The sequence below is a fragment of the Staphylococcus sp. 231237_7MaSpsaltlick genome (assembly GCF_043107035.1).
This window is the reverse complement of the sequence record NZ_JBICNX010000005.1, coordinates 303,342-325,350: the sequence shown is the minus strand read 5'-3', so window position 1 is coordinate 325,350 and position 22,009 is coordinate 303,342. Positions and strand designations below refer to the sequence as shown.

Genomic DNA, 22,009 nt, shown 5'->3' with positions numbered 1-22,009 from the left:
ACCTCCTATTTAAAAACCTTGGTTAAAATTGTCTAAATTAGCTTTACTACCTAACAATTGACTAAAGATATTCATAACATCATTTTTACTCATGTTATTATTATTGCCACTTAACAACTTAATGATTGTTTGTTGCATACGATTGTTGGTGTCATTCAATTGAACAACTTGTTGTAGTAGTTTTTCCATCGTTGAATTATCGTTGTTCACTGTGACATTTGCGGAACCATTATCCATGCCAATCGCTGTCATTGCTTTTTCCATCAAGCCAACTGCACGATTACGTTTAGATTTATGAAGTGGAATGATAGCTTCTGCTCTATTACGTTCACTGATTTCAGCTAGTTTATGTGTTGTAGAGATGCCACCATTTTCATATTTTCTTGCGCCTGTTGGTCCCCAGCCAGTTAAACCACTTGCCATTCTTGATTTCCAAGCGCTCAAATTACCTCGCCAGGATTTATTGTTGAAGAATGCTAATAGTTGATCGTAACCGTTTTTGATATTTTTGTGCCCTTTAACTGCATAAGAACTAAAAGTACCTGGCGTATACTGTAGTAAGCCTTGGGCTTCATTACCACCACTGTTTTGGTCTTGAACTTGTTGTGTAACACCTGCGTTCCCATTAGATTCAGTATTAATCAACGAAATAATATCATTTAAATCGCTACCACTTAAAGATACACCCATGCGATTAGCAGCCTTTTTAATATCACCTGACCATTTTTTAGCTGATTTATTTTGACCACCACTTTTAAGTGATTTTAACCAGCCCATTGGGTCAACAGCTGTCTCATTAGAAGGATAACCTTTCATACGTTGGATGTGTAAGTGTGGTGTTGTTGAGTTACCTGTATTCCCTGATAAGCCAATGACATCACCAGCGCTTACTTTTTGTCCTTTTTTAGCAATGATTTTACTCATATGCATGTACCACTGATACCATTTGCCACCAGGCTCATCAAGTGTGATTTGATTACCACCGCCACCAGCAACTGCACCTGCTTGTGATATCTTACCGTCGGTTAAAGCCTTAATTTTAGTACCCGTTGGCATACCGAAGTCAACACCATAGTGTCGACCACCATTGAACATAAGTCCACTAGTGTAGTGTCCAAATGTTTGCAAGATATTGTTCCATGGCAACCAACTAGCGTCACCATCGCCACCTTCAGCTTCTGTAAACCAGTCTTTCACTTTATCTACCAATGAAGTTTTTAAGTTTTTATAGGCAGCTTTAACTAAATTAACGGTAGCGTTATCGCCGCCCCCGAAGTTGATGCCTATACTATCCATAACTTTATTCACTAATTTACTAGGATGTTTAACATATTTCCAAACATCTCCGATTTTATCGCCAAGCCATGATGCACCATCTTTAACTTTTTCTAAACCTTTACTTCCTAAATCTTCAACAGTATCTTTGGCATCACTACCTGCTTTTTTCGCACTGTGATAACCATCAGATATTTTACCGCTCACCTTTTTACTTATATTAGCTGCACCATCGATAATATCTTCGTACCAATCTTTTTTGTTTTCTTTAGAGAAACGAGGTATTTTAGTTCCTGTACCCGTTGATAAGCGTTTAGGTATTATCCCTTGTTCTTGAAGTTTGTGCGTATGTCTAGCATTAATAACACCGTCACCTTTGCCTAGCCCAACAACCGTATTTTTGCCTTGTGGGGCATCGATTGAACCATCTTTACGTTGAATGAGCTCTTGTGTACGTCCACCTGGTCCATTACCTGGTCCTTTATCGTTAACCATCGCAACCATTGGTTGTCTTAAACCACCATTCGAATCAGTTGTAAGTGATGACCCATCATAAGTTCCAGTTGATAAAGGTTTAATCGTATTAATGAGTTTATCTTTACCCGTAATCGCTTTAGATATTTTGTTCACGCCGCCAATCATGCCATTTAAACCGCCAATAGCTTTGTTAGCAACTTTTTTTCCTAAATCGCCTGCAGCTTTACCCATATCGGCGCCGACATCTTTAATCCATTGTAGTGTATCACCTAACCATTTTTTGAAACCTTTATAAACAGACTTCGCTTTTTTCCAGCCTTCACCAGCAATATTACCGAAACTTGTTTTGGCTTTACCCCACATATTACTTACATTTGTTTTAACAGAACCATAAGTTTGACCGAAATATTTGCTTGTGCCTTTCCACGTTGATTTCGACTTATCCCAAGCTGTACTAGCGGTATCGCTAAATTTACCTTTCGCTTGGTTATATACACCTGTCACTTTGGTTTTGGCTTTCTCATAAGTTTCACCAAACCATTTTTTCGTGCCATCATATGCTGATTTGGATTTATCCCACACTTTATCTGCAGCGTCTGTAAATTTATCACGAGTTTTAGTATAAACCCCTGTGACTTTGTCTTTCGCTGAATTATAAGTATCGCCAAACCATTTAGATGTATTTTTCCAAATACCACGTGTTTTAGTCGTCGCTGTTTCTTTAGCTTCTTCGAGTTTGTCACGGGTTGATGTCTTCACATTTTCCCAGGTATCAGATACGCCTTTCGTTACTTTGCCCCAAATATCACCTGCTGTGTCCCAAGCAGAATTCCAACCATTTTTGAATGATTGTTGAATATTTCGGCCTTTTTCACTAAACCAGCCTTTGGTATTTTCCCAACTTTCACCGAGTTTATTAGTAATTGATGACCAGAGATCACCACCTGTTTCTAGTCCGTTATTCCAACCTATTTTGATATTTGACCAGATACTCTGACCTTTTTGAGAAAACCATGTTTTCGTATCCTCCCATTTTTCACCAAGCCAGCTAGTTAAAGACTTCCATAAATCGCCACCGTTTTCTATGGCAATGTTCCAACCATCATGAAGTGCGCCCCCAAATTCTTGGCCTTGTTCAGAGAACCATTCTCCTAAACCAGAAACGCCATTTTTAATTCCTTGCCAAATACTATCATCAGTAAAAAAGCTTGAAATAGAACCACCTACATCACTCATGTTTTCTTTGAATTTGTTGTAGTTCTTGCCCATTTCAGAAAACGCATCTGACATATCACCAGTAAATTTATTCCATTGTTTTTCAGAATTAGAATAAACCTTGCCTGTTGTCATATCCATATCATCTGTTATATCTTTATTGTTCTTTTTAACAGACTTGCGTATCTCTTCCGTTTTTCCCTCAGCAGTTTCTATAGCTTCATCATAAGCATCTTTAATTTCTCCAATACGCTTATCATGTTCTTTTTGATCAATTTCGCCATAAGCAAGTAAATCATCAGCTTGAATGACATCTTTATCACGTTGTTTTTTAGCCTCTTTTTTTGCTTTTTTCTCAGCCTTAACAGAATCTTTAATAGCGTCACTTGCTTCTTGCGTATCAATAGCACCAGTATTCGCATTCATTCTTGATAATATCGCTTGTTGTTCTTTTTGACCTTTAATTAAAGCTTCCGTCGTAATATTATTACGTTCATCTAATTTAGCTTTTAAATCTTTTTCTTCTTGCGCTGTAAGTTTACCATCATTAAACTGTTTTAATTCTAATTCTTCGATTTCTTGGTTAAGCTGTTCAAGTCGTCTAACTTTTTCATTAGATGCTTCTTGATTCTTTTGAATCATATCTTGCTTTTCTTGAGCCGTAAAAGCTTCGCTATTTTCAAGCATATCTTTCAATTCATCAGTCATTTTTTGGTTATGCTTTTTCGTTTGTTTTAAGGCTTCTTCTCCGCCTTTACGTACGGATGTTTCAAGTTGTTCACGCATATCATCTGTGATTTTACCGTGATTTAATTTAATATCTGATAAAATGCGTGTCGTTTCTTCTGAATACTTCACATATTTGTCTAACGCTTTTTCAGTTTCTTTAGAAACGCCTTTGCCTAAAACTTTAGTTGTATCGGTTGCTTTATCTGATGCTGTACCAACTTTATCCATGAATTTTTTAAAGCCATCGCCAGCTTGTTTTAATAAATCGTCATCGTCAAGGTCTTTATAGCCTTGTTTCATTTCATCGAAGAAAGTTTCTTTGATTTTACTTCCTGTTTTCGAGAACCAACCACCTAAGTTTTTAAGTTGATCAATAGCACCGCCACCAAATGTTCTAACAACATCAAGTAACCCATCAATGCCCTTTTTAAACCAATCCACATTATTATAAGCTTTAGTAAACGCGCCACCTAATAACGTAACACCTGTAATAATCCAGCCAATGGGACCGCCCAAAATTTTAATACCATTACCTAAAACTTTACTCGCTTGACCTAATAAACTAACTTTTCCAGCTGCTTTACCTGTTGATTTACCAAAACGTCCAAATAAACCTGCAGAACCTTTAGCGCTCTTGCCTGACGCAGCAATTGCGCCTGCATTCGCTTTTGTTGCCCCAGCGTTAATCACAGCTTCTGCAGAATTTTCAGCCATACGTCTGTTAAGTTGTGCATAGCCTCCAGCTGCTGCTTGAACTGCTCTTAATAATAGCCCCACGCCTAACGTTACGGGACCAATCGCTGCTGCAACACCTGCAATAGCGACACTAGCTATTTTTGCGCCTTTAGGTAAATCATTTAAGAAATCGACCGTTGATTTCAAACCACCAACCATGCCAGATAAAGCAGGTTGAATAGTTTCAAAAACAGATAACCCAAGCTCTTCGGCAGCTGACTTTAATTCTCTTAAACTACCACCTAAGCCTTTTTCCATTGTGTCACCCATTTTTTTAGCTGAACCTTCACTGTTATCAATAGAATTAGCTAGTTTGTCATAGTCTTCTTGAGAAGCATTAATAACAGCTAATGCACCACTCATTGCTTCTTTACCGAATATTGTACTTGCAGTTGCAGCTTGTTGGTCTTTAGATAAACCACTAAATTTATCTCTCAACTGATCTATAACATCACGCATTGGTAACATTTCACCGTTACTATCTGTGATAGATAAACCAAGTTCATCCATCTTCGTTTTCATAGCTGCAGTTGGTTTTGAAAGATTCGTAAACATCGTACGTAATGCTGTACCAGCTTTTTCGCCTTTAATACCTGCATTACTCATTAATCCAATTGCTGTTGAAGTATCTTCGATACTATAACCTAAGGCACCTGCTACGGGAGCCGCATATTTAAAACCTTCACCCATCATTTGAACATTTGTATTGGCATTCGCACTAGCTGACGCTAGAACATCCGCAAAATGACCACTATCTTTAGCTTCTAGTCCAAATGCCGTTAAACCATCGGTAACAATATCAGAAACAGTGCCTAATTCTTCACCTGATGCAGCAGCTAAATCCATAATACCAGGCAAGCCACCCATCATATCTTGCGTTTTCCAACCAGCCATAGCCATGTAGTTCATAGCTTCTGCACTATCTGTCGCACTAAATTTAGTTGTTGCGCCCATTTCACGTGCTTTCGCTTTCAACGCGTCTAAATCTTTACCCGAAGCGCCTGAGACGGCTTGTACTTTACGCATACCGTCATCAAATTCAACACCTAATTTACCAGCATAACCCATAGCGCCAGCAATCGGCGTTGTTACATACATAGACATATTACGTCCCACTGAACGCATGTTTTGGGACATTTTGCCATACTTCTCTGACATTTTATCTAAATGGTCAGCTTGTTTTGTGAATGAGCTATTAGCGACCATTTGTTGTTTGTTCATTTGCTTTAGTTCTTGTTCAGCTTTATTAATATTTTTTTGTAAGCCGTTCATCGAAGCTTTTTCATTATTCACAGCTTTTTCAGCTTTGGCTAAATCTTTCGGATAATCTTTAATCGTTTTAGAAAGTTTGTCATATTCTTTTTCAGCTGTTTTTACTGCGTCATTAGACTGTTTATAAGAAGCTTTAACCTTTTTATTTTCTTCTGTAATGCCTTTATGAGACTGTGTTAACTTCTTAACATTAGACGTTTCTTCTTTATGACTCGCAATTAATTTTTGATGGACTTCACGTTGTTGTTTCGTCGCATTAGATGCTTGCTTAATCTGCTCCGTAGAAGCCTTACCTGATTCTTTTAAGCGTCTTTCTGCCGAACGTAACTCATCTAATTTGGTTTTAGCTTTAGCCTTTTCAGCACTTAATACAGATTGTTTAGCTTTAGCATTATCTAATTCCTTATTAGATTTTTTCATTTCTTGATTAGATTTGCGCATCGCATCATCTTGTTTCTTATGTGCTTCGGCAAGCGCTTTAACTTTTTGTTCTTGTTGTTTAATACTGTTCGATGCTTTTTCATAAGCGCTTTTAACGTCATTTAAATTGGTTTTAGATTGATCGTACATTTTCTTTTGGACTTTCATTTTATTGTTAAGTCCTTCAATACGCGTCTGGTACTTTTGTACAGACTTCTCACCTTTCCCAAAACTAGACATATTTGCTTTAACTTCTGAACTCAGTACACCCATTTGGCGTTTAAGACCTTTCATGCCTTGTTCCACGCCCGTATTATCCATGGTGTTCTTTATCGCGTAACCTTGAATATTTTCCAATTATATGTACCTCCCTTCTTACCTATCCACCGAATAGTTTGATTAAGTCCTTACCTTTAATAACTTCTTGTTCTTTTTTAGATTTGTTTTTTTGCTTATCTTGGTTATCATTGCCAGTTAGAAACGCAAATAATTCTAAGTAAGGTTGTTCTTTAACTTCTGTTAAAGTCCAGCCAAAGTTTTTCATACAAAATTCATAAGCCTTTCTAAACCAGGATAAAATTTCTTTTATTGAGCTTGTTCTTCTGTCTTTCCCTCTTGGCTTGTTTCATCTTCTGAATCTGCTTCATCTTCGCCGCTGATTTCTCGAAATATTTCACCTAATACATGAGAATATGTTTTTGTACCCATGTTGTTTAAAACGTCCTCCTCTGTTAATCCTTGTTTTTCAAACAAACTAACTAAGTAATCACGTTCCATTTTTCTCACTTTTTTCATATCCGGTTTTTCTTTATTCACTTCTTTTTCGCGGATTTCCATCCATTCATAAAAACGCTCTGCTTCTCCCATCGTAATAACGTCTTTGGAATAGCTTTCTACTTTACCTGTTTCTTGGTTTTTAATTTCAAATTTGATCATGTTATTGTCTCCTTAAAGTTAATTATTTTTGTATACAAAAATAGGCGACCGAAGTCGCCTTGTTTATCTATTCTGCTGATACATCTGCATCGTTTTCATTTGCTTCTACTTCTACATTATCGGGTTCTTCTGGTGCAGGTTCTTCTTCAGTTTCTACTGTGACGGCACATGTCGCTTTTTTATTGCCATCCTCGGTAGTAACTTCAATGTTAGCAGTACCATCTGCAATCGCTGTAATTGTACCGTCTTCATTTACTGTAGCTACATCTCTATTGGATGATGCATAAGCTACACCTTTATTAGTCGCAGTCGATGGCGCAACCGTTGGTCGAATGGTTTCTGTATCTCCGACATTTAGCGTTAAACTTTCTTTATCAAGGGAAACACCTGTTACTTTAATTGGATTTGTTTTAAATCCTGGTACCTCTGTTTTATCAGATTCGCCGTTATCGTTACTAAAAGCAGCTTGATACGTGCCTGCTTCATATGCTGTGTCTGCGTCCAGACCTTCAATCGTAACGTTAGCCTTGCCATCTTCAACACGTTCAGCACTTGCGACTACTTCATCATCTTTATAAATTTTTAAAATATCTGCCATTTAATAGCCTCCTAGTAATTTAATATAAAAACCCCTATTCTGCAGAAATAACAGCCGACTTACTTTTAGCTGTTACCCCTACATTTTGGGGAGCCTTAGGGTGTTTCTGTTGCTTCGTTATCGTTTGAATCTTCATTACTATTGTCCGAATCATCATCTTTAACGTCTTCATAACCAGGGAACACACTTTTGAATAATTCATCTGCACCTTTTTTACCAACGTGGTAACCATAAATACGTGAATTACCGTCAATTGTGCGCGCAATCCAATCACCTGTCAGCTGTTGTGGTTCTGGCTCTTCTTCTTCTTTCGCTGTTGTTTTCCATTCAATAGATTCAAGACTCATTGTTCCTTTAGTTAATGCACAATAAACAGGTTCGCCTGATAGTAAATCGGCAGACTCTCCAATTAATGCGACATATGGTGCACGGGAATCTTCACCAACCCATGAAGTGCCATTATCGTCCATATCACGACCTAAAACGGCGTCTAAATCTTTATCTGGCACATTAAATAAATCAAGTTCTGATTGAACTTCGCCTGTTCCTTGTTTTTTAGACCATACGGTCTTATTCGAAGCACGCATTTCAACTTTTTCAGGGGCTAATCCTGAAATATTAAGATTAACTGTACCACCGTGTTCATCTTTCCATGTCATTAATTTCTTAATTTTTTCATCTTCATCAAAAATACCTACGTGTACTTTTTCAAATCCTACTACTGCCATAATTTTTTCCTCCTTGAATTAAAAAGAACGCATCTATTCGACACGTTCACCTTTGTAATATTGATTTTTAGGTATGCCACGATATCTTCGTGACATCACATACCTTTGTGTTGATTTAAAATAGTCATCTAATTGTGATGATGCTTGATTTAAATTTTCATTTGATAGTAAATAACGAATCCGTTTGGTTATGTCTATCGTTTGTTGATGATTATAGGCTTCAACATCGACTTGAAAAAAATAAGTTTCCGATAGATATTTATCAGAAACATATGTGCTCGGGCGATCTAATATCGGGGTTAAAACGACAAACGCATCACTCGTATCATCCACTTCTGTTACTTCGTAATAATAAATGCGGTTGTTTACTTCTGATGCAAGTATAGGGTCGTTAATAATGATATTCTTAATATAATTGAGTATATTCACTTTTTGTTCAACTCTCTTCGAATGATGCCACGGTATTTGGTTTGTGATGCATCTAATGTTTTGGCAATGACACCGTAACCTTGAGGTGTATACTTTTTACCATTACGTGTATAGCCATGTTCATTAAGATGAATGATATTTTTTCTTTCCTTAGGGCCTTCCCAATGAATCATAATCCGTCTTTGACCAGCAACCGTTTCAGGATTACCTCGTTTCATTTCTTGTATGGTCGCCCCTGTATCTTTAAAATCTTCAAATTGATGTTTCAACTCTTGTTTTAAAAATTCAGATGCTTCAATTAAAGCTTTATCATTCTTTGTTTGCATCGCTTTTTCACCAAATTTTGCTTCCATCTTTTTCATTATCTCTTTTTCACCTTCAAGCTTTATATCGTATATACCATTAATTTTAGGTTTGCTCATTTTCAGCTACCACCACCGTAATATAACCTGCTTTTGGTTTATCAAATCGAATGTCGTATATGTTAAATAGTTGTGTTTCAAATCGATAATCTTTCACTTTAATTGTATGTTGATAACTCGGGATAAATTGTCGTTGAGCGTCTCTCATTATAAATGTAAAACCTTGGGTTTTACCGTTTGTCGTTAGAACTTGTCTGTCTTTAATGGAATTATCATATTTTTCAACTTTACAACTATAAACCTCTTTTTCTTCTAAATCATCAGGGTAAGGGCCTGTTTTAACCATGTCATAAAAAGTTAAATACGTATTAAAGTTTTTAAATTGCACTTAAATCACCAAACTTTCAACTTAAGAATAAATGATTGTAAGGTTCTGTCATTAAATCCTTTATTATCGCGTTCATACTCAACAAAGCCACGAGTCTCATAATCACGCGAAACAATATAATTAATCGCTTGGCAATATAAAGGATATGCCTCATCACTATGATCGTACTGAGGCACACCACTTAAACTTAATTCAGACTTAGCGCTTAGAATCATATCTTCTAACGTATCATTTTCGATGTCATAATCTATGTTTAACCATCTTTTGATGCGTAATAATTCATTTTGATTCATCAAAACCACCCCTATTCAGCAGAAATAGAGACGGATTTTGCTCTCGTCTCTACTTCTACCTTTTGGGGCTTGTTAGGGTGTATTCGTGTCTTCAGAACCACCATCAACTTTAGCGATACGGAACGCACTATCTAATGTACGTTGTTGGTCATACCAAGCAGTTAAGACGAATAAGTATTCACCTTTTTTAACATCTTTGTCCGTATCAAATGTCGTATTATCATAGTTAATGCCGAAGTAATTGAAATCACCCACGACTGGGTTAACTGCGCTATCTGTAAACACGACAGGTTTACCAAACACTTTTTCAGCTGGTGTGTCGAAGAAATTTGTTGTGCCATTTGATAAGATTTTGATAATTTTTACATAATCAATATATCTCATATAGATTGTAGCGTTACTGCGATAATCTTCATGTAAGTCAGCAATTGCATTAACAATAGCTTCGTATATATCTTCACCAGGCACTTCTTTCACGCCCGTATTATAGAATGACATGTGTTCGATACTATTTTTAGGACTTAGGGCAAAGGCATCTTTACGTTCTTTGTCAGCTAATCCTGAACGTAACGCATTTTCTACCCAATTAACTAAATCGATATCTGAGCCATGAATAACGGTATCTGAAACAGCAGCAAAGACTTTAAATTTATGTGGGCTAAATTTCACTGTATCGCCTTTTAACGCCATTTCTTTGGCAGTTTCTTCATCTGTAATAAATTCATCATCATCTAACGTATATGAAATACGTGGGATTTCTAATCCTTTAATGTTAGTTAAACGTGCTTTTTCACGTAATTGGTTACGCGCAAATGGTTCAGAGACTAATTCATTAGACAATGTCGTTGGTAAGAATTTGTCTCCACCTGTATCATTACCTGTCGGTAAAGCATGTAATAAACGTTGTGCTTCTTGAGATGGTTTTTCAAAGTCATTTGGTAATAAAGCATGACGATAAAACTCAGCTTTTGCTTTAACTTTTTTATCATCTTCACTTAAGGTTTGATAAACTGAAGTTTTTTCCATATCTTTTTGTGCTTTTTCTGACTGTTTTTGTTGCACCTCATCTTTACGTTTCTCAAGAATATCGTATCTTTGTTGTAGAATACCTACGTCTTTTTCTAATTGTTTGATATGTTCAAACTCCACATTTGGGTCACCAGCTTTTTGAGATAACTCGTTATTTTTATTTTTTAATTGTTCTCCTACTTCTCCTAGAGATTGTTTTAACTCGTATAATGTAGACATAAATATGTCTCCTTTCTATTTATAAAGTAATTTTAAATTTTCTGCATTTTGTTTTATTATTTCTCTTGATTCTTTTTCCACTTGTGTCATCGTTTCTCGAGGTGTTTCAACCGTATTATCTGCCTGAATATCTGAAACAGTTGTAATTTTATCAACATCTTTTTCAATGTTTTCAGGCGCGTGTTTAAACATTTGATAACTATCTTTTGAAATACTGGCAGCTATTTCACTTGCGCCTAATATTTCATCTGCTAGTCCTTTTTCTAATGCTTCATCTGCCGTTAACCAAGTTTCAGCTTCAAGCAATTGTTTAAGTTCTTCTTCAGATAAGTTCGTCGCTTTATCTAAATAAGCGTTATTACTTGATTGGTCTGTTTTATCTAATAAATCTGCCGTTTGTCGTAAGTCTTTCGAATTACCTAAGGTCATAATCCAAGAGTTATGAATCATCATAAAGCTATTTTTGTGCATAAAAATAGTGTCACCGCTCATTGCGATAACACTTGCGATGGATGCCGCTAAGGCATCGACATAAATATTCACTTTGGCTTTATGCATTTTTAACATGTTGTATATCGCATGACCTTCAAAAACATTACCACCTGCTGAATTGATATGCACATCTATCTCAGATACATCACCAAGTTGATTGAGTTCGTTTTTAAAATCGACAGCGGTTACATCTGTTTCATCCCATTTACTTGAAACAATATCACCATAAATATAAATTTCACCTTTATTCTGGGTCTTTTTGTTCATCTGAAAGTAAGTTTTTGTCTTGTTCATGATTATCACCCCCTTTCGATGTGTGTCTTTGTTCTGGTGGTGTATCAATTGGATATAAGTCACCACTGATTAACGGAACATCGCCACCTTCAACAGGTGGTAAATCTTCCCATGACCTAATATCGTTAACCGTATAATAGCCACTACGTACAGCTTTAAAATAAACCTCAGCTTGTGTTTTACTATCTGCACGCAAGAACGATTTAACGTTAAATTTGAAGTAGTAACCCATTGTTCGGCGATATTTAGTTAATAATTTTCGATTAAATTCTTCCTCATACTGCTTAATGATAGGTAGTAACGTGTGTTGTAAATAATAACGGTCGAGTTCTTCATTTGATTTAAAGGTCATCGCATTATTCGCATTTAAAAATACCGATGGTATCTGAAATACATTCGCAATACGTTCCCTGGTCAAATTTTCAGTAGCTACAATATCTTCAGATACATAATTTTTATTTAATGGATCAATTTCAACCCCGGGTTCTTGGAATAAAACCCCGCCATTTTCTTTATAAAACTCTTTAAAATTATCAACAGCTTCTTTTCTTTTCTCAGGTGAAACATTAGTTCCATATTTAAGTACAAATGATTCAGGTTTCTCCATCTCTTTTAGATTGAAATTTCGAATAGCATTATCAAAATCAGTTGTATTCTTTAATACATCAACGGGACTAATACCTTGAACCATATTGGAACCAACAATGTGTTTGAAATGCATCATATCTGTATTGTGAATGATTAATTTATTATCTGTAGCTGCGTGGATACTGTAATAAACATCTTTTGAGGTATTTTCAATTAGTATTTCAACGACATCTGGATTAATTAAATACAATTTATTAGGTTGATGATAAATATCACGTTCGATTAATACATAAGCATTCCCTTTTTCATTTCGACATGTTTCAATTTGATTAATGAAATCAAAACTACTAATTGAGCCATTCGGCGTATCTGTAATGAGTAAAGAAATATCATTGGTTACTGATTCATAATTTTTATAAAGCTTGATAGGAATACTAGCCATTGAATTAGATAATTTAGTAATAGCCGCAAATATCGTTTCATTGGTTTCTAAAGTGTTATTAATAACACCCCAAAAGTTTTTATTACGCCAAGGCGAAAAGTCGTAAAGCTTTTGCCTGCTTTGGTCTACCCAATTATCTATCAATTTTTGTTTCATCTTACTGAGTAAATTTTGTTTAGCGATTGCCTTCACCTCCTAACTCAGTAATTCTTTCATACTAATAAACTCAATATTGCCATTACCTGTGTCTGTAACCACTTTATTCATAATGTCAGTGTAAGTATTTAATAACGCTGCAAAACCATCAATTTTACGATAACGATTTTGTTTCGTTGGTAACCAATTATCATTACGATCTTTAGTTAACTGAACATTATTGATATACCAACGCATCATTGGGTTATTATTAAAAATAACTTTGCCATCTAAAAACAACTCATTTAGGTCTTTTAAAGCTGGACTTAAAGTAATCGCGCCTTGTCTTGTTTCTTCTGTTTCAAAACCATAGTTTTTTAATTCTTGATTGAGTTTAAAAGCATTCGCACGGTCATACGTTATCTTTTCAACAGGATAATATTGATTCATTTCTGTAATCCAATCATAAACTTGTTGGTAATCAACGTATTGTCCAGGTGTTATTGTTAAGTAACCTTCCTCTTGCCATTCTCTAAAGGGTATTTTTTCATTAGCGTATTTAACGCGCTCTTCTGGTACCCATGAATGTGAAATAACCGCAATATTACCATCATCTAAGGCAAAAGTAGCGCAAGCCGCAGTGAAATCTTGTGTTTCAGATAAATCATAACCAATCGTACAAGGTTTCCCTTTGAGTTCTTCTAAATCAATGACTTTATTATTTTTCTTAAGTGTTTCATAGTCTAAGAAACTCATTTCATCATCGTTCGCAAATATATTAAAGCGTTTCGTTATAAAATCCCCACGTTCCGCTGGAACGCGCTTCGCTTTTTCCCAATCCTCTTTCATCGTTTCTAAATCAATCGATACACCCAAATTGGGATTTGCTTTCGCCCAATTTTCTGGATTATCTAAATCATCTTCTTTGTCTAAAGAAGCTAAGAAATAAAAGGTACGTTCATCTTCAACCACACCATTTAAAGTATCTTCACCCGCACCAACCATATCAACTAAAGGACCATCTAACTGATAACCCGCCGTTGTAATATAAACTAGTAAAGGCTGCTTTCTTGATTGTCGAGAGTTTTTTATAACAGAAATCAATTTATAATCTTTGTATTCATGGATTTCATCAAACACACCAATATGTGTATTTAAACCATCTAACTTCTCACTATCTGCTGCTTGGGGTTCGATTTTCGAATTTGTTTTATCGTAATATATGGCATCTCTTCTTGGTCTGAAATTTTTATTTAATTTAGGTGAAGCTTTTATCATCTTGGTTGATTCATCAAATAATAATCGAGCTTGTTTCATACCATTAGCTAGTAGAACAACATCTGCCCCGGGTTCGCCATCTTCTGAAGCACCATAAGTTGTTAAACCTGATATCAAAGTCGTTTTACCATTTTTACGCCCAACAAAAACGACGCCTTCTTTAAAGCGTCGTAAACGTGTTTCTTTATCTACCCAACCAAACAAAGAACCAATAATAAAATGTTGCCATGGTTGTAATATGAGTTGTCCGTATTCGCCTTTCGAAGGTTTACAGAACTTTTCGATAAATCTTATTGGTTTATGTCCTTTTTCTTCATCAAATTCCCACCGATGATTATCATTTTTGAGGTAATTTAAATGCCTTTGGCATTCTTTTCTAACGTATTCATTCGCCGTAATATTACCTCTAACGACTTGTTGCGCATACCATGTGGTGAGCAATTTAGGTGAAGGTTTATTCAATACTTTAATAGTCACCAAAACCGTCCTCCTCTGATTCAACAATTTTTTCTCTTTGTGCTGCGGTTAATCCTAATGACTTTAATAAATTATTTAGCGTTTGAACCGTTTTCGTTAATTCAATACTTAATGGGTTTTTAACTAAATTCGTAGCGCCTGCTTTATTCGTATGTTCATACATAAGCTGAGACTCTTCGAGTTCATCTCTTAATCGACAATAAAATTTATAAGTCTCTAAATAGAGATCTATTAAGATATCATCTGAAGTTTGATAACCATCGATATAACTGACTAATTGCTTTTTTGTTAATTCCAACCTTTACCCCCCTTTCATGAAAAAATCGTTTGTGTTGCGAACGCTTCAACTGTCCGCGGTCTCTTTATTTCTTTTTCTCAAAACAAAAACCAGGGGGCATTAAAGTTTTATCGTTCGCACTTTTCTTTCTGCATTTTCTGTTGTAAAAACTTCCTCTTCATCTTTCGCATGAATTCTATTGTGACACTTCGAACAAACACACATGAGATTATCTAAATCTAGAGCTTTTTGAAAATCACTTTTAACATAAATGATATGATGAACTAACTCAGCATCTGTATATTTATGTTTCCTTAAACACATTTGACACAAATGATTGTCTCTTTCTAATGCCATGTATCTCAATGTATGCCAGTCTTTAGACTTGTATAAACTCTTGGTTTCCTTTGTTAGCTCATCACTATCTATTAATCCTTTGTTGTATATATACTTGCCATACCATTCATGTATCACTTGCATAACGTGTTGCTTATTGTGTCTACCACTAACGCTTAACCTTCGCTTACACGCTTCTAGAGATGTATCCATTTGTTTGTACTGTGTATTAAAGTGTGTCTCCACCTTGTCTTGTAGCATGTAAGATAAGTAAGTCGTAATAAGGTAAAGTGTACCCTCTGTTATTTGTTTAGCGTGGTCTATCATCTTGTTTCTTATGTCCATGACTAACTTATGTGCACTATCATTATGTTGTTGATACTGACTATTCGTTATTGCTTGCGTTAATGCATCATAATCGAATACTAAATCGGTATCCTGCATAACTTCATTAACGTATGTCGTCTTACCACTCATTGGTGCACCGTACACAACTACTATCCTCATACTTATTCACTCCCTTACTATTAATCTCTACAACAAAAAGAGACACACCCGCGGAATGGATGTGTCTCGATATAATATAGTATTGTTTAGTTATAATAAATCACTGGAACTTAGCGTATATTGATATTATATATCATGATTCAGTGTAATACATAATTACCTGCAAAGCCTGCAATCTCTGCATTTTCTGCATACTATAATTGTGCTTCCATATAAACTTTAACTATCTGTTTAATACGGTTATATATATTACGTTCGCTAATATCTAATAGCCTTTCAATCGTACTTACCTTTTCCCCTCTCTTTAATAACTGAAGCAAATGGTAATTCTTAGGATTACTAACCTTATGTTCATGCTCATCCACAAAAGAAGTTTCTGATATCAATTTCTTAAGTTGCCTATTGTTCTTGTCATTCATCATTACTCTAATCAAAACCTTATCTCCAGTTCCTCCTTGTGCTTTAGGCATAACAGATTCAATACCATATTGTGCAGTAGATGTACTATCATACTCATACACTTGGTCTTCAATTAGATTAGTTCTCCAATAGTACCCTGTAATTAATTCTCTTACCTCTGATTCACTATACATCCAATTCCTCCATTTGCTATCTATTCAGGTTATTGTGTACATCTGATTCATCTACATATTATTCATGAGTATGTATGTTATCAGTGTTATACTTTTTCATTTGTGATCTCTCTCGTAATGACTTACTTAATTTTTTAGGTTCTTTATATGTCTTACTATTAAGCTCTCTCTTAATCTCTTGTTGTAGTAATATATTTTGTTTAGATAGGTTAAATATCTTCTCGTTCTTTCTGTCATTCAATACAATTAAACTAATAATTAACGCTATGATTACTATACTGAATACAAAGGTTAGAATTACCCACATATTATTATCCTCCTTAATATTTCTTCCATGCATCTACTTCATCGTAACCAGGTTGTACTACGATATCGTTTGCCTGTTTTCTTACAACGAGTTCATATGTGATTGCTTTACTTAGTTCGTATAGCGCTAAGATTAATAATGTTTTAAATATACGTTTCATTAACTCACTGTCCTTTCTTATATATGCATTTAATCTGTATCCCATCTTGTAACCATACGTAATTCAAGTTCTTCTTTACTCTTAATTATTTCCTCAGCCTCTTCCTTACTATCTGCCTCAACCAAAGTAAACGTTTCGTTTTCTCGTGCTTGTGTAACGTGAGTGAAAGTGTGACCAGTTGAATCTGTTAGTGTGCGTATTAGGTATTGAATGGTATCACCGTCCTTATAACAAATTTGTTATATTATTTAATTAATATTTACGAAAATACATTTATTTGATATTGTTCTTATTAATAACTAACAAGGAGACATTTATATGAACAATCAATCAACACAATCAGAAAAAATACTAGCTGCATTATCATATTTTAGTGTGTTTTTTGCGCCAATCCTATTCCCTATTATTGTATGGATCTTAGCCAACAAACCTGTTTCTACTCACGCTAAAAAGTCTTTAGCTTATCACATCTTGCCTTATATCCTAATTTTTGTAGGTGTAGGTTTAATTGGTTTAAGTGAATCTAATTCTAACAACGCATTAGGAATCACTTTAATTGTTATTGCTGTAATTGCCTTTATAGGCGCAGTTTATTACGTAATATATAATTTATACTGTGGTATCAAAGTTTTATTGAAAGATAATTTATATTAAATAGTCCCTTTTTTGGGGCTTTTTTATTTCCTCAACACTTCCTTAACCCTCTGTACTATGTCTTTCTTACAAGTCTGATTCTTTGATGAACGTTCCATTGATTGTCTTTCCTTTTCTTCCTTTGATTTCGTCATACGCGTACTGTAAACACTCCTCTAATGTCATACACAATAACGTAATCATCTAAATTTAAGTCTCTTATCTTCATTAACTCCACCCCTTAAACATTTGATTCAAAGTTATGTCAAACCAGTATGGGTCTCTACACTTCGCATCCTCAATCATCTTCAATCGTTTCTGTTCCTTACGTTGTTTAGCTTCTATTCTTGCTAGTCTGCGTTCTTCTCGTTCTCTGTCTTTAACAGCTAAACGTTGTAATCCTTTTGCACGGTCGTATTTCTCAATATATTTCTTAAAATTTTCAGGCCCTTGTTTAATATGTTTTCTAATAGTTGTATGAGCCATACCTAAGTCTTTAGCTAGTTGATAATCTTCTACTTGTATTAAGTTTTCATTATTCCCAAACTTAAGTACAAAACACACTTCTCCATGTTTATCTTTCGTACGTTTTAACGCCATTTATTTATCCTCCTAATATCCTCTGTCTGTAATCCTAACTTCATCTATATCTTTAAATAATTCCGAACTTGTATACTCATCTAAGTTTGTGAACATATGATTCGCCATTCTAAGTTCTATATCTTCATTTTCTTCATCTACAATTGCAGGAAATGTATACTGCCTTTCATATTCTATTGTGTACTTAATCTTGAATGTTTCTTCACTCATTTAAATCACTCCAATACTCTAACTCCATAATCACTTTTGGAGTTTCTGCATACTTCTTAAAACTTCTTATCTCTACTATTTGATTATCGTCTTGCCATATACGACCATTTGCAGCGTCTAATACAGTTTTAATTAGATTATCTATATCTGGTTTGGTTCTCTTGTATTGACCTACCATCGCTACATGTTTCTTTTTACTCCATGACTTAAGCAATGGAAAATGAAACTCAATTGTTAATCGGATTGGTTTATCTATCATCATGTAAGGCATCTGTTGTCTTAACATTCTCTTATGGTTTGTATACTTAGCAGGCATATAAGTTTGAACGTATGTGCCTACATTTCTAAACCTTGGCCTAGGTGATGCCATAGGTGCATCTACTATTAGCTCTATACGTTTCATTTATTCACTCCTATAGATAATCAAATATGCTTGTTTGATCTGCACGCTCTAATCTATAAGTGCGTTTGATTTCTTCTAATCTCTCGTTACTAATAATGTATTCATCTATGCCAAAATACTTATGCAATCCAAATACACGATTTCTATTATTATCTAGTGGGATAACATCGATAGTTATATTACTGTTGCTTTGTTTTAATCTATATTCTGTACTCAATCCCATTTAGCACACCTCACGAATAGCGTCTGTTGTAGCGCGTTTTGCTTTCTCTGAGAATAAAAGTTCATTTAACATTGTTTCGTCTCCATGTGCCCCATCTATGAACTTCTGTGCGTACATATCACTTAAGTTTGGAGCTTCTAAAAAGTCTTTTACGTATTGTATTTTTAACATTTAAACCAATCCTTTCAGTCTGTAATCATCACCATCTACTTTTATCGGTGTTGCGTTCATCATCATTCTGCTAAATTGTTTTGCTAAGTCTTTATTTTTCGTTAACTCTTTAGCTGTGTTGTTCGTTGTAATGATATTGTGCTTACCTTTACGCATATTCATTAAGTTAAATAATTTCTGGTTACCAAAATCATTCACCGTTGTTCCATAATCGTCTAAAACAAGCAAATCTACTTCATCAATAACCTTATCTAACTCTTTTTCAGTCATTTCACTATCTTTGTTATAGGTATCTTTATAAGCTGTTAGAAGCTGTGGTACGTCCATAAAAAGTACACTGTGATCATTTGCTTTAATCACTTTAAGTGCTGCCATTGCTAAGTGAGATTTTCCTAAACCGAAATCTCCTTGCAGTAATAAAGATTGTTTATTGTTTATATCGAATTTATCAGCGTATCTTTTACATATATTAAATAACTTTTCCTGACTCTCATTTTGTGGTTCATAACTTTCAAACGTTGCTTCTTGTAAGTCATAAGGAATAATAGACTTTCGATAAATTTTTTCGATTTTTCTTCTTTGTTTCTTTTTAGCGAATGCCTTTCTTTGCTCTCTTTGAAATTCATAATTATCACAATTGCAACCGTCTCTTACGATTTGTCCGTTATCAAATTTATAATAGTCATACTTTTTCTTGCATTCGTTACAAATCAAACCGAATTCATTTTCTATTAATTCATTTCTGAACCCTGATTGTTTAATAGATTTTTCTAAGCCGTTCATATCAAACACCACCTAAAATATGTCGTTGTATTGACTGTTGTCGTAATCGCTATCTTGTTTACTGTTTCTCTTATTATTTCTCGCTTGTATATCTTCTGTAGTTATCACACCATCGTTGTACCAAGCTTTTAATATCGAATTCACATAACTCCATCTAGTTACATTGTTGTTAACTGATTCTTTCATTGCTTCAATAACTATTTCGTTACCGTTATCTTTAAAGTCGTCTATCCAATAACCGATTTGTTCCGCTACATATGGTTTAAGCATTCCAAACCCATTTTCTTGATAGAAATCAAACGGCGATAGCTGTGCACTACTACTGTCATTCTTAGTATTGTTATTATTAGTTAAACCATTATTAGTTCTATTATTATTAGTAGGGACGGATTCTCCGTTAACGGTTTTTCCGACGTTGGATTCTCCGATGTTGGATTTTCCGTCGTCGGATTTTCCTAGGTAGGAATTTCCGTTCTGGATAGGATGCTCGTAAACTAAGTATTCGTATCCATTAAGATGTCCTTTGTCATTACGTTTTCTAGTTCTTGCTACGTAACCTACTTCTTCTAGTTCCTTAATGCCCGATTTCAAACTATCTTTGCCGTCCTTAGTATGTTTAAGTATTTCCGACTCGTATATTTGCCAATCGTCTGGCCTACTTAATAAATAAAGTAAAATTCCTTTCGCTTTAAATGTAAGATTATTATCATGGATAAAGTTTTTATGGACAGTTACAAAATTCCCACTTTCTTTTATCGCTCTAAATGTTGCCATGTTTCTCACCTCTCAACATCTTATTCAATTTTTCGTCTACATCCACCCAACTATCTTGTAAGTGGTATTTACTATTAAATGTGTTCATGCCTATTTGATGTTGTTCTGTATGGTGCTTTCTGCATAAGGCTAATACTTTATTATTTGTATGATTTATTTTGTTTCTATTTCTTCCACTACCTACGGTTTGATAATGTGTTAAATCAGCATTTACAGCGCCACATATAACACAAGTTCGGTTAATGGTAGATTTGTATAGAAAGTATTTATCATTGCTCATGAGGTCGCTCGTTTGCTTTCTCATAGGTATGTCATATTGGCATATAAAATCTAATATAAGTTCGATTAACTCACTTGCTTGTCTTCGACTACAATTACTTAATGACATCGGTTCATAACCATGTAAAAACTCCAACTGTTTTTGAAACATATACCTTAAATAGTCCATCGGTTGCCCGTAGTGGTCGAATATATCTCTTATCATCGCGAACACTTTACGACGTTGTTCACCTGTTATCTTGTATGGATCAATCACATCTACATCACATTCAACTTCTAATCCATTATCAAGTAGTAGGAAATCTTTATTAGTTAGTTCTACACCCTCGATGACAGCAGTTATTGTGCCGTCATCTTGTTGGATGTAACTTTTAATTATTGCCATTTAAATCAACTTCTCTACCTTGTATTTAGTATTATCTTTTGCGTTCAAAGTATTATGTCCTGTTTGTATACGACCACTTGTATAACCTGTAGACCTTTCTAACCATTTATCAGCTCTAGCCATACTTATAAACTCTAGTTGTATACCTGTGTTCATTTGAATTAACTTAACTTTTAAATTCGTGTGTGCTAAATCATTTTCAAAAGCGTGATTTTGATTTTCTTTATAATTACACCATTCAAGGTTGTCCACTCGGTTATTTCTAGGATTACCATCAATATGATTAACGCATTCTTTACCTTGAATTATCGGAATAAATGCAAATGCAACTAACCTATGAACCAGAAAGTCTTTGTGTTCTCCGTTCTTCCATAACGAAACTCTTACATCTCTGCCTTTAGGTGTTTTATTTTTTAAATAACGCTGTTTCCATTTGCGCCAACATTGATGTTGCTTAGACCATGTTTGTTTATTTTTATGTGTTCTAACTCTTCCGTAATTACTAACTTCGTAAAGATTTTCATAACCTAATACATCGCGCCATACTTCTTTCATTT

Annotated in this window: 29 protein-coding genes and 1 pseudogene; 1 reads left to right on the top strand and 29 read right to left on the bottom strand. The window is 34.8% G+C overall.

Going from position 1 to position 22,009, the window contains the following annotated elements:
- Positions 1–9: 9 nt before the first annotated feature.
- The 19 genes from ACF91D_RS12225 to ACF91D_RS12135 form a co-directional block, all read right to left on the bottom strand.
- Positions 10–6,480, bottom strand: a complete 6,471-nt coding sequence (locus ACF91D_RS12225; RefSeq protein WP_327620770.1) for a phage tail tape measure protein — start codon at positions 6,478–6,480, stop codon at positions 10–12.
- A gap of 22 nt (positions 6,481–6,502) precedes the next feature.
- Complete coding sequence (locus tag ACF91D_RS12220; RefSeq protein WP_182478062.1) at positions 6,503–6,667, bottom strand: hypothetical protein; 165 nt, start codon at positions 6,665–6,667, stop codon at positions 6,503–6,505.
- Between the two features lie 41 nt (positions 6,668–6,708).
- Positions 6,709–7,059 carry a phage tail assembly chaperone G gene (gene gpG / locus ACF91D_RS12215; protein ID WP_107551267.1) on the bottom strand — a complete coding sequence of 117 codons (351 nt, stop codon included), beginning with the start codon at positions 7,057–7,059 and terminating at the stop codon, positions 6,709–6,711.
- Positions 7,060–7,126: 67 nt separating this feature from the next.
- Complete coding sequence (locus ACF91D_RS12210; protein WP_107551268.1) at positions 7,127–7,657, bottom strand: Ig-like domain-containing protein; 531 nt, start codon at positions 7,655–7,657, stop codon at positions 7,127–7,129.
- A 95-nt stretch (positions 7,658–7,752) separates the two neighbouring features.
- A complete protein-coding gene (locus ACF91D_RS12205) occupies positions 7,753–8,385 on the bottom strand; it encodes a major tail protein (RefSeq protein WP_107551269.1) in 633 nt (210 codons plus the stop codon).
- 33 nt (positions 8,386–8,418) lie between these two features.
- Positions 8,419–8,814, bottom strand: coding sequence for a hypothetical protein (locus ACF91D_RS12200; protein WP_107551270.1), 396 nt, complete (start codon positions 8,812–8,814; stop codon positions 8,419–8,421).
- Positions 8,811–9,236: a hypothetical protein gene (locus ACF91D_RS12195; RefSeq protein WP_107551271.1), complete on the bottom strand. Its 426-nt coding sequence runs from the start codon at positions 9,234–9,236 to the stop codon at positions 8,811–8,813. The genes ACF91D_RS12200 and ACF91D_RS12195 overlap by 4 nt, the downstream gene beginning before the upstream one ends.
- Positions 9,223–9,564: a hypothetical protein gene (locus ACF91D_RS12190; protein ID WP_107551272.1), complete on the bottom strand. Its 342-nt coding sequence runs from the start codon at positions 9,562–9,564 to the stop codon at positions 9,223–9,225. Before ACF91D_RS12190 ends, ACF91D_RS12195 begins: the two co-directional genes overlap by 14 nt.
- A 5-nt stretch (positions 9,565–9,569) precedes the next feature.
- Entirely contained in the window at positions 9,570–9,857 is a 288-nt protein-coding gene (locus ACF91D_RS12185; RefSeq protein WP_107551273.1) for a head-tail connector protein, read from the bottom strand.
- A 72-nt stretch (positions 9,858–9,929) separates the two neighbouring features.
- Complete coding sequence (locus ACF91D_RS12180; RefSeq protein ID WP_107551274.1) at positions 9,930–11,105, bottom strand: phage major capsid protein; 1,176 nt, start codon at positions 11,103–11,105, stop codon at positions 9,930–9,932.
- Positions 11,106–11,120: 15 nt separating this feature from the next.
- The gene (locus tag ACF91D_RS12175) at positions 11,121–11,891 is read right to left on the bottom strand and encodes a head maturation protease, ClpP-related (RefSeq protein ID WP_107551275.1); all 771 of its coding nucleotides are present in this window, start codon (positions 11,889–11,891) and stop codon (positions 11,121–11,123) included.
- Positions 11,842–13,113 (bottom strand): phage portal protein, encoded by a 1,272-nt coding sequence (locus ACF91D_RS12170; RefSeq protein ID WP_107551276.1) that lies wholly within the window; start codon positions 13,111–13,113, stop codon positions 11,842–11,844. Before ACF91D_RS12170 ends, ACF91D_RS12175 begins: the two co-directional genes overlap by 50 nt.
- A 3-nt stretch (positions 13,114–13,116) precedes the next feature.
- Positions 13,117–14,811 (bottom strand): terminase large subunit, encoded by a 1,695-nt coding sequence (locus tag ACF91D_RS12165; RefSeq protein ID WP_107551277.1) that lies wholly within the window; start codon positions 14,809–14,811, stop codon positions 13,117–13,119.
- Positions 14,801–15,109 (bottom strand): P27 family phage terminase small subunit, encoded by a 309-nt coding sequence (locus tag ACF91D_RS12160; protein WP_017722721.1) that lies wholly within the window; start codon positions 15,107–15,109, stop codon positions 14,801–14,803. Before ACF91D_RS12160 ends, ACF91D_RS12165 begins: the two co-directional genes overlap by 11 nt.
- A 99-nt stretch (positions 15,110–15,208) precedes the next feature.
- Positions 15,209–15,535 carry an HNH endonuclease gene (locus ACF91D_RS12155; RefSeq protein ID WP_241962505.1) on the bottom strand — a complete coding sequence of 109 codons (327 nt, stop codon included), beginning with the start codon at positions 15,533–15,535 and terminating at the stop codon, positions 15,209–15,211.
- A 590-nt stretch (positions 15,536–16,125) separates the two neighbouring features.
- Positions 16,126–16,524, bottom strand: coding sequence for a hypothetical protein (locus ACF91D_RS12150; protein ID WP_107551278.1), 399 nt, complete (start codon positions 16,522–16,524; stop codon positions 16,126–16,128).
- A 58-nt stretch (positions 16,525–16,582) separates the two neighbouring features.
- Positions 16,583–16,831: a hypothetical protein gene (locus ACF91D_RS12145; RefSeq protein ID WP_107551279.1), complete on the bottom strand. Its 249-nt coding sequence runs from the start codon at positions 16,829–16,831 to the stop codon at positions 16,583–16,585.
- Between the two features lie 13 nt (positions 16,832–16,844).
- Positions 16,845–16,991: a transcriptional activator RinB gene (gene rinB / locus ACF91D_RS12140; RefSeq protein WP_158262913.1), complete on the bottom strand. Its 147-nt coding sequence runs from the start codon at positions 16,989–16,991 to the stop codon at positions 16,845–16,847.
- Positions 16,992–17,020: 29 nt separating this feature from the next.
- Positions 17,021–17,191, bottom strand: a complete 171-nt coding sequence (locus ACF91D_RS12135) for a DUF1381 domain-containing protein (RefSeq protein WP_392437132.1) — start codon at positions 17,189–17,191, stop codon at positions 17,021–17,023.
- Positions 17,192–17,309: 118 nt separating this feature from the next.
- Between ACF91D_RS12135 and ACF91D_RS12130 the strand changes: the two genes are divergently transcribed.
- On the top strand, positions 17,310–17,645 hold the full coding sequence (locus ACF91D_RS12130; protein ID WP_107551281.1) for a magnetosome magnetite crystal formation protein family: 336 nt from the start codon (positions 17,310–17,312) through the stop codon (positions 17,643–17,645).
- Positions 17,646–17,711: 66 nt separating this feature from the next.
- On the opposite strand, the pseudogene ACF91D_RS32455 reads toward ACF91D_RS12130, so the two are convergent.
- The 10 genes and pseudogenes from ACF91D_RS32455 to ACF91D_RS12085 form a co-directional block, all read right to left on the bottom strand.
- Positions 17,712–17,810 (bottom strand): annotated as a pseudogene (locus ACF91D_RS32455) (MazG-like family protein); the annotation flags it as partial.
- A gap of 42 nt (positions 17,811–17,852) precedes the next feature.
- A complete protein-coding gene (locus tag ACF91D_RS12125) occupies positions 17,853–18,224 on the bottom strand; it encodes an SA1788 family PVL leukocidin-associated protein (RefSeq protein ID WP_107551282.1) in 372 nt (123 codons plus the stop codon).
- Between the two features lie 12 nt (positions 18,225–18,236).
- Positions 18,237–18,434 carry a hypothetical protein gene (locus ACF91D_RS12120; protein ID WP_107551283.1) on the bottom strand — a complete coding sequence of 66 codons (198 nt, stop codon included), beginning with the start codon at positions 18,432–18,434 and terminating at the stop codon, positions 18,237–18,239.
- Complete coding sequence (locus tag ACF91D_RS12115) at positions 18,427–18,837, bottom strand: RusA family crossover junction endodeoxyribonuclease (protein WP_107551284.1); 411 nt, start codon at positions 18,835–18,837, stop codon at positions 18,427–18,429. The genes ACF91D_RS12120 and ACF91D_RS12115 overlap by 8 nt, the downstream gene beginning before the upstream one ends.
- A gap of 10 nt (positions 18,838–18,847) precedes the next feature.
- The gene (locus ACF91D_RS12110) at positions 18,848–19,060 is read right to left on the bottom strand and encodes a hypothetical protein (RefSeq protein WP_058625967.1); all 213 of its coding nucleotides are present in this window, start codon (positions 19,058–19,060) and stop codon (positions 18,848–18,850) included.
- A complete protein-coding gene (locus ACF91D_RS12105; protein WP_158262914.1) occupies positions 19,061–19,231 on the bottom strand; it encodes a hypothetical protein in 171 nt (56 codons plus the stop codon). It abuts the gene before it with no gap.
- Complete coding sequence (locus tag ACF91D_RS12100; protein WP_107551285.1) at positions 19,232–20,014, bottom strand: ATP-binding protein; 783 nt, start codon at positions 20,012–20,014, stop codon at positions 19,232–19,234.
- A 12-nt stretch (positions 20,015–20,026) separates the two neighbouring features.
- Complete coding sequence (locus ACF91D_RS12095; protein ID WP_107551286.1) at positions 20,027–20,788, bottom strand: DnaD domain protein; 762 nt, start codon at positions 20,786–20,788, stop codon at positions 20,027–20,029.
- Positions 20,775–21,452: a putative HNHc nuclease gene (locus ACF91D_RS12090; protein ID WP_119584999.1), complete on the bottom strand. Its 678-nt coding sequence runs from the start codon at positions 21,450–21,452 to the stop codon at positions 20,775–20,777. The genes ACF91D_RS12095 and ACF91D_RS12090 overlap by 14 nt, the downstream gene beginning before the upstream one ends.
- Positions 21,453–22,007, bottom strand: a complete 555-nt coding sequence (locus ACF91D_RS12085; RefSeq protein ID WP_107551288.1) for an NUMOD4 domain-containing protein — start codon at positions 22,005–22,007, stop codon at positions 21,453–21,455.
- Between the last annotated feature and the right edge of the window lie 2 nt (positions 22,008–22,009).